The sequence below is a fragment of the Luteimonas aquatica genome (assembly GCF_022662575.1).
GTDB classification, from domain to species: domain Bacteria; phylum Pseudomonadota; class Gammaproteobacteria; order Xanthomonadales; family Xanthomonadaceae; genus Luteimonas; species Luteimonas aquatica.
On the sequence record NZ_JALBFU010000019.1, the window covers coordinates 16211 to 28568 of the forward strand.

The following is a 12358-nucleotide window of genomic DNA, read 5'->3' on the forward strand; positions in this document are numbered from 1 at the left end:
CATGGGTCGCGTCCTGACGGTGGTGCAGCTGTTGCCCGCGCTGGAGTCGGGCGGCGTCGAACGTTCCACGCTTGAGATCGCCGAGGCTCTGGTGCGCGCCGGGCACCGCGCGGTGGTCGTGTCCGCCGGCGGCCGGCTGGTGCCGGCGCTGCGCGCCAGCGGCGCCGAGCACGTCGAGTTCGACATCGGCCGCAAGTCGCTGCTGACGCTGCGCCACATCCGTTCCCTGCACGAGCTGTTCGCGCGCGAGCGCCCGGACATCGTGCACGCCCGCTCGCGCCTGCCGGCCTGGCTGGGCTGGCGCGCGCTGCGCGGCACGCCGGGCACGCGCCCTCTGCCGCTGCCCAGGCCGCACTTCGTCACCACCGTGCACGGCCTGAATTCGCCTTCGCGCTACAGCGCCATCATGACCCGCGGCGAGCGGGTGATCTGCGTCTCGCGGACGGTGCGCGACTATGTGATGGCGCATTACCCCAGGACCGATCCGCGCCGGCTGCGGGTGATCCCGCGCGGCATCGACCCGGCGGCGTTCCCGCCCGCGCAGGCGCCCGATCGCGCGGCGCGGTCGCGGGTGGCGGCGCAATATCCGCGGCTCGGCGGCGGCGGCCCGCTGCTGCTGCTGCCCGGGCGTGGCACGCGGCTGAAGGGCCATGCCGACGCGCTCGCCGTACTCGACGGGCTGCGCCGCGAAGGCGTGGACGCGCGGCTGTGGATGCCGGGCGCCCGCGAAGCGGGACGCGAGCAGTACATCGCCGACCTGGAGGCGGAGGCCGGCGCGCGAGGCTGTGCCGAGGCGCTGGCGATCACGCCGCCGACCGCGGCGATCGCCGAGGCCTATGCCGCCTGCGACCTGGTGCTGCAGGTCTCGCGCAAGCCCGAATCCTTCGGCCGCACCGTGATCGAGGCGCTGTCGGTGGGCCGGCCGGTGCTCGGCTGGGCGCACGGCGGGGTCGGCGAACTGTTGCGCGAACTGCAGCCGCAGGGCGCGGTGGCGCCGTTCGATGCCGAGGCGCTGCTGGCCGGCGCGCGGGCGCTGCTCGCCGGCGGCGGAGGGTTGCCCGTGCCGCTTGCTACGATGCAGGCTTCGCTCGCGCAGTACTCGCTGCGCGCCATGCAGCAGGCCACGCTCGATGTCTACCACGAACTCGTCCAGCACTGATCCGGCTCCCGCCGCGCACGACCCGGCGCAGCCGGGCTGGCGCTGGGCGCCGTGGTGGGTGCTCGCCTTCGTGGCGCTGTGGCCGGCGCCGGGCGTGGCCGAGGGCGTGCTGGTGCTGGGCGCGCTGGCGGCCATCGTCAAGCTGCTGGTCTCGCGTTTCCGCGGCGGCACCGCGCTGCTCAGCGGGCCGGCCTGGGCGCTGACCAGCGTGCTGTTCTTCGCCTACTGGCTGCCGCAGCTGTTCTCGGCGGTGGATGCGGTCGATGCCCGGCACGCCTTCTACAAGGCGGCCACCGGGCTGCGCTACCTGCCGTTCCTGTGGCTGGCCGCCGCCGCGGTCGCCGACGCGCGCGGCCGGCGCATCACCTTCGGCGGCCTGGCCGTGATCGCCGGCATCTGGACCCTGGACGCGCTGGCGCAGGCGCTGTCGGGCACCAGTCCGCTGTTCTGGGGGCTGGACGCGCTCAAGCAGGCGATCGAGCACAAGCCGATGTGCAGCGCCGAGGAGATCGCCGCCGTCGACCGCCTCGGCGGCGTGCTCGGTCCCTGCAACCTCAAGCTCGGCATCGTCCTGGCCAGCCTCTCGCCGTTCGCGCTGTACGTGGCCGGGCGGCGCTACGGCAACGTCGGCTGGATCGTGGCGGCGGCGCTGGTCGGCGTGGTGGTGCTGCTGGCCGGCGCGCGCGCCTCGTGGCTCACCTATGCGCTGGTGCTGGTGTTCTCCGGCTGGCGCCTGCTGGGCTGGAAGAAGCTCGCCGGCATGTTCGCCTTCGGCGCGGTGCTGCTGGCGGTGCTGGCCTTCACCGTGCCGCAGGTGCACGAACGCATCCTGCGCACCACGCACGCGCTCGCCGCCGACGAGGCCGGCGTGGACAGTGCGCTGTCCGGGCGCGGACGCATCTGGGGCGCGGCGGTGTGCATGGCGCGCGAGCACCCGGTCAACGGGGTCGGCGCGCGCGGTTTCCGCGACGCCTTCCCGGCCTGCGATCCGGAGCCCGGCAAGGCCCCGGCCTGGGGCAGCGGCCCGGCGCTGCATGCGCACCAGATCGTGCTGGAGATCCTCAGCGAGACCGGCGCCCTCGGCCTGCTGCTGTGGCTGGCCGGCGCAGCGCTGGCCTGGCGCGCCTGGCGCTATGCCGACGAACCCTCGCGCGAGCGCGCGCGGCCGGCGATGCTGGCGCTGGCGGTGACGGTGTTCCCGTTCAACACGCACCTGGCGTTCTACTCTACGTTCTGGGGCGGCCTGACCCTGCTGCTGGCCGCGCTGTACGCGGGAAGCCTGCTTGCCCGGCGCGGGGACGAGGCCGCATAAGCGCGGGAGGAGACTGGCGATGAGCCCGGAAATGATCGCAGGCCTGTTCGGCCTTCTCGGCGTGCTGGTGGGCGGCGTGATTTCCTGGTGGGCGCAGCGCGACCGCGCCTCGACCGATCTGAAGATCGCGCTGGAAGCGGTCAAGACCGAGCACATGGCCGAGAAGACCGCGCAGCACTTCCTCAGCCATCGCGGCTACACCGACCGCTCCTTCCATCTGCTCAGCGAGCGGCTGGGCGGTTTCGGGGAAGACGAGCTGCGGCGCATCCTGGTGCGCGCCGGCGCGGTGCGCTACACGCGCGGCAACGGCGAGGAATACTGGCGCCTGCTCTCGCGCGAGCCCGAGGCGATCGCGCGCGCCCGCGAGAAGGGCGAGCGCACCGAGTCGGCCGACGACGACCACTAGCGGCCGCCGGACATCTTCCCCGGCGGTGCCTGCTCAGCGGCGCTTGGGATTGCGGCGCAGGCGCGTGCCGCTGGCGCGGTCGTGCCAGGTCAGGCGGTCGCGGTCGAACCAGGCCCACCAGAAGCCCAGGCCTGCCGCCAGCAGCGACACGGTGCCGACCAGATAGCGCAGGCCGAGCGCGCGCCAGCGCGGCCGCGCGCCGTCGGCGGCGACCAGCTGCAGCCGCCAGGGGCGCATGCCGAGCGTCTGTCCGCCGCGCCGCCAGCTGATGGCCGCATACAGCCCGGCCACCAGCCAGCACGCCAGCCAGAGCAGCAGCTGCAGCGCGCTGAACGGCGCGATGTTCTGGTGCGGGTCGTGGCCGGCGATGGTGTAGGCGAGGGTGAAGGCCAGCGATACCAGCATCCACAGCGCCAGCGCCGGCCAGGCGTCGTAGAACAGTGCCAGCAGCCGCCAGCCGACCAGCGCGCGCGGCGGGTCGGCGGGTGTCGGCGGCGTGGGCGATTCGGACATCGCGACAGGATAGCGGTTGCGCGCGCGCGGCGGTCAGCCGTTACGCTGTCGCCATGAGCACGCCCGCCGACCGTCGCGAACTCGTCGCGCAACTGCCGCCGCTGCCGGCGCGCGACGAGCGGGATATCCACGCCTTCCTTGACACGATCTGGGCCGAGAGCGGCCTGGCCAGGCAGACGCTGGACGGCTACCGGCGCGACCTGCAGGGCTTCGCGCGGTGGGCGCGCGGCTGCGAGCTGGCGGACGCCCTCAAGGCGTCTGCCGCAGCGCCGGGCGCCCGGCCGGGGATGGCCGGGCAGGGCGATCCGTCAGCCAGTGAAACTGCGCCAAGGAGGACAGCCGGAAACGGGGGGTTGATCGGCGCCGATCGCGCGCTGCTCTTCGACTATCTGGCCTGGCGCACCCGCCACGGCTGGACCCAGCGCAGCAACGCGCGGCTGCTGTCGGCGCTGCGCGCCTTCTTCGCCCTGCAACTGCGCAACGGCGTGCGCGGCGACGATCCGGTGGCGTTGCTGGAGCCGCCGAAACTGCCGCGCTCATTGCCCAAGGCGCTGTCGGAAAGCCAGATCGAGGCCTTGCTGGCCGCGCCGGACCTGGCCGCGCCGCTGGGCCTGCGCGACCGCGCCATGCTCGAGCTGATGTACGCGGCCGGCTTGCGCGTGAGCGAACTGGTGGAGCTGCCGGCCGTGGCGGTCAACCTGCGCCAGGGCGTGCTGCGGGTGATGGGCAAGGGCAGCAAGGAGCGGCTGGTGCCGCTGGGCGAGGAATCGCAGCACTGGCTGGAGCGTTACCTGGGCGAGGCGCGTCCGCAGCTGGCCGGCAAGCGCTCGCCGGAAGCGCTGTTCCTCGGCGCGCGCGGCCATGCGCCGACCCGTCAGGAATTCTGGCGCCTGGTGAAGCGTTATGCCGTGGCCGCCGGCATCGACCCGGCCAGGATCAGTCCGCACGGCCTGCGCCACAGCTTCGCCACCCATCTGCTCAACCACGGCGCCGACCTGCGCGCCTTGCAGATGCTGCTCGGGCACAGCTCGCTCTCGACCACGCAGATCTACACCCTGGTGGCGCGCGAGCACCTCAAATCCCTCCACGCCAAACATCATCCGAGGGGGTGAGGGGCCGCGAGCACGGAAGACGCCCACAAGGCGTCTTCCGCGGCCCCGAACGCCCGGCCATGGATGGCCGGGCAGGACGATCCGAAGCCGGATTGCTGCGCCAAGGACGGCAGCCGAAATCCAATAGAAACGGACCCGCTCACGCGGCGCGACCTCGTGGCCACCGAACGCCCGGCCATGGATTCGGAGCCGCGCCGTCAGCGCGGCGACAGGCAGGATCCGAAGCCAGATTGCTGCGCCAAGGACGGCAGCCGAAACCTAATAGAAACGGACTCGCTCACGCAGCACCACCACGTAGCCCACCCAACGCCCGTCTCCGACCCAACGCCCACACCGGGAATTTCACGCCCTCCCCGCTGTCCCAGGGCAAAGCCCCGCGCCCAATGAGTTCCTCATGTCCGGCGCCCACGGCCTTCCGCCCGCATGTGCCCCATTCACCCGCCCATGCGACAATCCCCGCATCCCGTCGTCAGGCAGTCCACATGAAACCGCATTCGCTCCTCCTGCTCAGCCTCGCCAGTCTGTCGGCCTGCGCGCAGCCCGCGCCGCCGTCCAAAACCGCTGCCGAGAAGCCGGCCGCGGACAAGCCGGCGGCGGTGGCCGCGGCGTCGGGCTCGCCGGAGGAGCGCGTGCGCGGTGCGATCCGCAAGCTCAACAGCCAGGTCGAGATCGACCACGTCGGTCCGGCGCCGATCGCCGGCTTCCGCGAAGCCATCGTCGGCGGCCAGACGATCTACGTCAGCGACGACGGCCGCTACCTGCTGCAGGGCAACCTGTACGACATGACCACGAAGCAGAACCTGAGCGAACGCAATCTCGCCAAGGTCCGCCGCCAGCTGCTCGAGACCATTCCCGTCGCCGACCGCATCGTGTTCTCGCCGTCCAACCCGAAATACACCGTGTCGATCTTCACCGACGTGGAGTGCGGCTATTGCCGCAAGCTGCATTCGCAGATCGGCGAGTACAACCGCCAGGGCATCGCGGTGCAGTACCTGGCGTATCCGCGCATGGGCCTGGGCAGCCCCGATTTCCAGAAGATGGTCAATGTCTGGTGCGCGGCCGACCGCAAGCAGGCGCTGACCGATGCCAAGAACGACCGCGCCGTGCCCACGCGCAACTGCAAGAACCCGGTCACGATGGAATACGACGTCGGCCAGCGCGTCGGCCTGCAGGGCACGCCGATGATCATCACCGACAAGGGCGAAGTGATGCCCGGCTACATGCCGCCGCAGGCGCTGCGCGCCACGCTCGACAAGCTGGCCCAGGGCGCCTCGCTCAACGAGGCGCTCGCCAGCGCGATGGGACCGGCCGCCGGCGCGCCCTGAGCCCGCCCGCCAGCGTCGTCCCGCATCGCCCGGCGCCCGCGCGCCGGGCGATTGCGTTTCCGGGGGCGCAAGGCCGCGGCGGGACGCCGGCAAGCCGCGCCGTCGCCGCTTCACGGCGACAGCCGCCGGGCCGCCGGCTACAATAGCGCCCCGCTTCCAGCGCCTGTTCCCCTGGACATGATCGTCCTCGAGGGCCTGCCGGCCCTGTCTCCGTTCCGCCGCGACCGGCTCGAAACCCGTCTGCAAGCCCTTTCGCCGCAATTGCGGGTGCTGGGCGCCTGGCATGTCTACTGGGTCCAGCCCCTGTCCGGGCAGGACGGGGCCGCCGCGCCGCTGGAGGCGGCGACCCTGCACCGCATCCTGCAGGCGGGCGAGGCCGCCGCGCCGCGCGCCGACGGGGCGGTGTCCCGCTACGTCGCCCCGCGCGTGGGCACCATTTCGCCCTGGGCCAGCAAGGCCACCGAGCTGCTGCACGGCGCCGGGCTGGCGGTGAAGCGCGTGGAGCGCGGCCTGCGCCTGGATCTGGCCGGCTGGCCGCAGGACGCGGCGGCGCAGGCGGTCCTGGCCCGGCTGCTGCACGATCCGATGACGCAGTCGCTGCTGTCCTCGCACGACCAGGCCGCGGCGCTGTTCGCCGTGCCGGCGCGCGGCGAACTGGAGCGCATCCCGCTGGCCGAACTCGAATCGGCCAACGCCCGCCTCGGCCTGGCCCTGGCCGAGGACGAGATCGACTACCTGCGCGCGCGCTACGCCGAACTCGGCCGCGACCCGAGCGACGTCGAGCTGATGATGTTCGCGCAGGCCAATTCCGAGCATTGCCGGCACAAGATCTTCAACGCCTCGTGGACCATCGACGGCGAGACGCAGCCGCTCTCGCTGTTCAAGATGATCAAGCACACCCACGCGCAGACGCCCGAGCACACGCTCTCGGCCTACAGCGACAACGCCGCGGTGGTGGAGGGCTATCCGGCGCGGCGCTTCCGCCCCGATCCGCGCACCCGCGCCTACCGCGCCGAGGACGCGCAGGAGAGCGCGTTCTGCATCAAGGTCGAGACCCATAACCATCCCACCGCCATCTCGCCGTTCCCGGGCGCCTCCACCGGCGCCGGCGGCGAGATCCGCGACGAGGGCGCCACCGGCCGCGGCGGCAAGCCGAAGGCGGGGCTGAGCGGCTTCAGCGTCTCGCACCTGCGCATCCCGGCGCTGCCCCAGCCCTGGGAGGACGCGAACGGACCGCGCCCGCTCAACCCGCGCATGGCCAGCGCGCTGGAGATCATGACCGACGGTCCGCTCGGCGCGGCCGCGTTCAACAACGAGTTCGGGCGCCCGAACCTCACCGGCTACTTCCGCAGTTTCGAGCTGGAGGAAGCGCCGGGCCTGACCCGCGCCTACGACAAGCCGATCATGCTCGCCGGCGGCCTGGGCGCCATCGACCGCGGCCTGGTCGAGAAGACGCTGCTCTCGCCGGGCGACGCGGTGATCGTGCTCGGCGGCCCGGCGATGCTGATCGGCCTGGGCGGCGGCGCCGCCAGTTCGGTCGCCTCCGGCGACAGCGCCGAGGATCTCGACTTCGCCTCGGTGCAGCGCGACAACCCGGAGATGGAGCGGCGCTGCCAGGAAGTGATCGACCGCTGCGTGGCGCTGGGCGGCGACAATCCGATCCTGTGGTGCCACGACGTCGGCGCCGGCGGCCTGTCGAACGCGATTCCCGAACTGCTGCACGACTCGGGCGTGGGCGGCGTGATCGACCTGGACAAGGTGCCCAGCGACGATCCCTCGCTCTCGCCGATGCAGCTGTGGTGCAACGAATCGCAGGAGCGCTACGTGCTCGGCGTGGCGCAGCGGCGCCTGGCCGACTTCGCCGCGCTGTGCGAGCGCGAGCGCTGCCCGTTCGCCGTGGTCGGCACCGCGACCGCGGAGGAGCGGCTGGTGGTCGGCTACGGAGCCCGTGCGGACGCCGCCGGCGCGGATGCGTTCGCCATCGACCTGCCGATCGACCTGCCGATGGACGTGCTGTTCGGCAAGCCGCCGAAGATGCACCGCGACGCGCAGCGCCCTCGTCCGGCGCGTTGGCCCGCGCTGTCCACCGACGGCATCGCCCCCGGCTCGAGTCCGGGGCAGGCGCTGCACGAAGCCGGCTTGCGCGTGCTCGCGCATCCCACCGTGGCGGCCAAGCAATTCCTGATCACCATCGGCGATCGCAGCGTCGGCGGGCTCACCGCGCGCGACCAGATGGTCGGCCCGTGGCAGCTGCCGGTGGCCGATTGCGCGATCACCCTGTCCGACTACGAGGGCCACGCCGGCGAAGCGATGGCGATCGGCGAGCGCACGCCGCTGGCGCTGCTCGATTCGGCCGCCGCCGCGCGCATGGCGGTGGGCGAGGCGATCACCAACCTGTGCGCGGCGCCGGTGGAAACCCTGCACCGGGTCAAGCTGTCGGCGAACTGGATGGCCGCCGCCGGGCATGCCGGCGAGGACGCGCGCCTGTTCGACGCGGTGAAGGCGGTGGGCATGGAACTGTGCCCGGCGATCGACCTGAGCATTCCGGTGGGCAAGGACTCGCTGTCGATGCAGGCGCAGTGGCAGGCCGACGGCGCGACGCACAAGTCGGTGTCGCCGGTCTCGCTGGTGGTGAGCGCGTTCGCGCCGGTGGCCGACACGCGCGCGCAGCTCACGCCGCTGCTCTCGCGCGAGCCCGACACCGAGATCTGGCTGATCGGCCTGGGCGCCGGACGCCAGCGCCTGGGCGGCTCGATCCTGTCGCAGTGCTTCGATGCCTTCGGCGGCACGCCGCCGGATCTCGACGATCCGCAGCGCCTGCGCGCCCTATTCGAACTGATCCGCGAGGCGCGCGAGGCCGGCCTGCTGCTGGCCTACCACGACCGTTCCGACGGCGGCGCCTTCGCCGCGCTGTGCGAGATGGCGTTCTGCTCGCACCTGGGCCTGGACATCGCCCTGGAAGGCTGGGGCGCCGACCGCACCGACGACGTCTTCCGCACGCTCTTCAACGAGGAACTCGGCGTGATCGTGCAGATCCGCCGCGAGGACCGCGCCGAGTTCGCCGACCTGGTCGCCGGCCACGGCCTGATCGAATGCGCGCAGCGCATCGCCCGCCCGACCACGGCACCGGCGGTGCGCGTGCTCGACGACAGCGAGCCGCTGGTGGAATGGCGCTGGGAAGCGCTGTTCGACGCCTGGTGGTCGGTCACCCACGCGATGCAGAAGCGCCGCGACGATCCCGAATGCGCCGACGAGGAGCGCGAGGCGGTGCGCCGCTTCGACGCGCCGGGCCTGCAGCCCAGGCTCGCGTTCGATCCGGCCGAGGACGTCGCCGCGCCGTTCCTCGCCACCGGCGCCCGCCCGCGCGTGGCGATCCTGCGCGAGCAGGGCGTCAACGGCCAGATCGAGATGGCCGCCGCCTTCGCGAGCGCCGGCTTCGAGGCCGTCGACGTGCACATGAGCGACGTCATCGCAGGGCGCGCGGACCTGGCGGCCTTCGCCGGCCTGGTGGCGTGCGGCGGCTTCAGCTACGGCGACGTGCTCGGCGCCGGCCGCGGCTGGGCGACCTCGATCCTGGAGCGCAGCGCGCTGCGCGATGCCTTCGCCGCATTCTTCGCGCGCGGCGACAGCTTCTCGCTGGGCGTGTGCAACGGTTGCCAGATGCTCTCGCAGCTGAAGGACATCATTCCCGGCGCCGCGCACTGGCCGCAGTTCCTGCGCAACCGCAGCGAGCAGTTCGAGGCGCGCTTCGGGATGCTGGAGGTAGTGGAATCGCCGTCCTGGTTCTTCGCCGGCATGGCCGGTTCGCGCATCCCGGTGGCCATCGCCCACGGCGAGGGACGCGCCGTGTTCGACGACGCCCTCGACCGCGCCGCCGCGCGCGTGGCGCTGCGCTACGTCGAGGGCGACGGCCGTGCCGCGACCGGCTATCCCGCCAATCCGAACGGCGCCGAGGACGCGGTCGCCGGCCTGAGCAGCGAGGACGGCCGCGCCACCATCCTGATGCCGCATCCCGAGCGCACCCTGCGCACGGCCAATCTCAGCTGGGCGCCGCGCGATTGGCCGGAGGAGTCGCCCTGGTTGCGCATGTTCCGGAACGTACGGACGCGGATCGGCTAGCGAGTGTGACGCGCAGCACAAAAATCATCGAAGCCCGGTATCGAAAGATCCGGGCTTTTTGCTTTTCCGCCGCTCGCTCTTGACGCCCTTTTCACGCTGAAATTTTCTCGCTAAGGCGCTGATTTGCAAAAAAATGCTGCGGATGCGGCAGCGCGGCGCGGGAAAAGAATTCGGCGACAGGCGTCATCGGAATTTCACTTGACGCACAAAACGTCACAAGGTGACTATCCGGAGACATTCCGCCGTCAGGTTGTGTTCATCGCCCACGGAACGGGGGCAGCTCAGGGGGGCTTGTTGGACAAGGAAGACCGAATCGTCGAGCCGGAATTCGGGAAAGACCAGGATCGAAGTCCGTGCGGCGCCAGCCGCTCGGAGGGACGCGTCATCTTCGCCATATAGACAACAGAAGGGGTTGAGGCAATGAACCGCATTTTCCGCAAGGTATGGGACGCCGAGCGCGGCGTCGTGGTGGTTTCGGAAGTGGCGAAGACCAAGGGCAAGGGGAAGGGCGCGCGGCTGCTGCAGGCGGTGGTGATGGCCGGCGCGATCGCGGCAGCGCCGACGGCGCTCGCCGAGCAGGCGAAGCCGGGCCCGACCACGCCGGCCGCCGATGCCACGCCCTGCGCGCCGGGTGCGGAAACCGCGGGCGGGGCGGCCTGCGAGCGCAAGGAGCAGGCAAGCAGCGAACACGAGAAGCCGGCCAGCGAAAGCAACGGCAAGGACAAGGCGGTGCAACTGCTGCAGGCGGCGGCGATCGCCGGTGCGGTCGCCGCGACCTCGAAGAATTCCGACGACAAGAACGCGCCGCAGCCGGTCGTGCAGCGGCAGCCGGCGGTCGCGGCCGGCAGCACGGCCTGCAAGCAGACCGGCGACGGCACGCAGCCGACCGCGTCGCTGGCCTGCGGCAACAATGCGGAGGCCAGTGCGGCCGGCAGCACGGCGCTCGGTGACGCGGCCAAGGCCACGTCGATCAGTGCGACGGCGGTCGGCAGCAACGCGCGCGCGCAGGCCGCCAACGCCACCGCCGTCGGCGGCAATGCCTGGGCCAAGAGCGCCTCCGCGACCGCGCTGGGCTCCAACAGCCAGGCCTTCGGCACGCGCAGCACCACGGTGGGCTATTCCTCGCAGGGCCATTCCGAGGGCGCGGTCGCCATCGGCTTCAATTCCTACGTCGCGCCCAATGCCACCGGCAGCGTGGCGGTCGGCTACGGCGCGCGCGCGAACGAGGCCGGCGTGTTCTCGGTCGGCAACGGCGGCGGCGCCGGCACGGTGGGAGCGGCCACGCGCCGCATCACCAATGTCACCGCCGGCGTCGACGACACCGACGCGGTGAACAAGGCGCAGCTGGACGAGGTCGCCGACACGGCCGACAACACCGACAAGTACTTCAAGGCCACCGCAGGCGCCGAAAGCGACGTCGGCGCGTCGGTCGAGGGCGAATACGCCACGGCGATCGGCGAGGCGTCCAAGGCCGCCGGCCTCGGCGCCTCGGCGTTCGGCAGCGGCGCGAACGCGCAGGGGCAATCGGCCACGGCCGCCGGCAATCGCGCCAGTGCCAGCGCCGACAATGCGTCGGCCTATGGCGTGGGCAGCGAGGCCAGCGGCCAGGGCTCGACCGCGATCGGCGGCGAGATGACCGTGATCAACGGCGGGACCTGGGAAGAGGAAACCTGGCACACCACGGCCTCCGGCCAGGAGAGCACGGCGATCGGCGTGGCCGCGCGCGCGACCGAATACGGCGCGGTGGCGGTCGGCGCGGTGGCCGAAGCCAGCGGCGAGACCTCGGTGGCGGTCGGCGCGGCGAGCACGGCGCGCGGCCTCAACGCGGTGGCGGTCGGCGAGCAGTCGCGCGCCTACGGCGCCTTCAGCACTGCGGTGGGCGCCTGGTCCGAAGCGCACGGCGACCGCAGCGTCGCGCTCGGCGGCATCGCCTACGGCGACGAGAACACGGCGGTCGGCCAGTACTCCGGCACCGACGGCCAGAACAGCAGCGCCTTCGGCCGCTGGGCCAAGGCGCGCGTGGACCACAGCACGGCGCTGGGCTCGGAAGCCGATGCCCTGGCGGTCAACAGCGTGGCTCTCGGCTATCAGTCCATCGCCGATCGCGACAACACCGTTTCGGTCGGCAGCGTCGGCTACGAGCGCCAGATCGTCAACGTGGCGGCAGGCGTGGAAGACACCGACGCGGTGAACGTGGCGCAGCTGAAGGAAGTGGAGAAGACGGCGGAGAACACGGATCGCTTCTTCAAGGCGACCGACAGCGAGGACAGCGCGGCGGGTGCGTACGTGGAAGGCGACAACGCCACGGCGGCGGGCGAGGCGGCGAACGCGATCGGCACGGGCGCCTCGGCGCTGGGCAGCGGCGCCAACGCGGTGGCCGACGGGGCGACGGCGGTGGGCTACAACGCCCTG

Annotated in this window: 8 protein-coding genes; 7 read left to right on the plus strand and 1 reads right to left on the minus strand. The window is 72.1% G+C overall.

Translation table 11 applies throughout. From position 1 onward, the window contains the following. The first annotated feature begins 1 nt into the window (after window position 1). From MD221_RS16905 to MD221_RS16915, 3 genes are read left to right on the plus strand one after another with little or no spacing between them, the layout of a single operon-like run. A complete protein-coding gene (locus MD221_RS16905; RefSeq protein WP_242113199.1) occupies window positions 2–1159 on the plus strand; it encodes a glycosyltransferase in 1158 nt (385 codons plus the stop codon). Beyond that, window positions 1131–2471, plus strand: coding sequence for an O-antigen ligase family protein (locus MD221_RS16910; RefSeq protein WP_242113203.1), 1341 nt, complete (start codon window positions 1131–1133; stop codon window positions 2469–2471). The genes MD221_RS16905 and MD221_RS16910 overlap by 29 nt, the downstream gene beginning before the upstream one ends. 19 nt (window positions 2472–2490) lie before the next feature. Beyond that, on the plus strand, window positions 2491–2877 hold the full coding sequence (locus tag MD221_RS16915) for a hypothetical protein (RefSeq protein ID WP_242113204.1): 387 nt from the start codon (window positions 2491–2493) through the stop codon (window positions 2875–2877). 33 nt (window positions 2878–2910) lie between these two features. Here MD221_RS16915 and MD221_RS16920 read toward each other — a convergent pair whose 3' ends face one another. After that, window positions 2911–3390, minus strand: a complete 480-nt coding sequence (locus tag MD221_RS16920; RefSeq protein ID WP_242113207.1) for an RDD family protein — start codon at window positions 3388–3390, stop codon at window positions 2911–2913. Window positions 3391–3443: 53 nt separating this feature from the next. Here MD221_RS16920 and MD221_RS16925 point away from each other — a divergent pair, with 53 nt between their 5' ends. The 4 genes from MD221_RS16925 to MD221_RS16940 form a co-directional block, all read left to right on the plus strand. Beyond that, complete coding sequence (locus tag MD221_RS16925; protein ID WP_339328439.1) at window positions 3444–4502, plus strand: site-specific tyrosine recombinase XerD; 1059 nt, start codon at window positions 3444–3446, stop codon at window positions 4500–4502. Window positions 4503–4984: 482 nt separating this feature from the next. Further along, entirely contained in the window at window positions 4985–5827 is an 843-nt protein-coding gene (locus tag MD221_RS16930) for a DsbC family protein (protein WP_242113209.1), read from the plus strand. Window positions 5828–6004: 177 nt separating this feature from the next. Further along, the gene (gene purL, locus MD221_RS16935; protein WP_242113215.1) at window positions 6005–9946 is read left to right on the plus strand and encodes a phosphoribosylformylglycinamidine synthase; all 3942 of its coding nucleotides are present in this window, start codon (window positions 6005–6007) and stop codon (window positions 9944–9946) included. Window positions 9947–10366: 420 nt separating this feature from the next. Next, window positions 10367–12358 (plus strand): ESPR-type extended signal peptide-containing protein (locus MD221_RS16940; RefSeq protein WP_277928950.1); only part of this gene is annotated, 1992 nt, incomplete at its 3' end.

Bases quoted from the DNA above. Each gene is read 5' to 3' on its own strand.
- MD221_RS16930 (WP_242113209.1), top strand. From the start codon at position 4,985: ATGAAACCGCATTCGCTCCTCCTGCTCAGCCTCGCCAGTCTGTCGGCC.
- MD221_RS16915 (WP_242113204.1), top strand. From the start codon at position 2,491: ATGAGCCCGGAAATGATCGCAGGCCTGTTCGGCCTTCTCGGCGTGCTG.
- MD221_RS16910 (WP_242113203.1), top strand. From the start codon at position 1,131: ATGTCTACCACGAACTCGTCCAGCACTGATCCGGCTCCCGCCGCGCAC.
- MD221_RS16925 (WP_339328439.1), top strand. From the start codon at position 3,444: ATGAGCACGCCCGCCGACCGTCGCGAACTCGTCGCGCAACTGCCGCCG.
- MD221_RS16905 (WP_242113199.1), top strand. From the start codon at position 2: ATGGGTCGCGTCCTGACGGTGGTGCAGCTGTTGCCCGCGCTGGAGTCG.
- purL (WP_242113215.1), top strand. From the start codon at position 6,005: ATGATCGTCCTCGAGGGCCTGCCGGCCCTGTCTCCGTTCCGCCGCGAC.
- MD221_RS16920 (WP_242113207.1), bottom strand. From the start codon at position 3,390: ATGTCCGAATCGCCCACGCCGCCGACACCCGCCGACCCGCCGCGCGCG.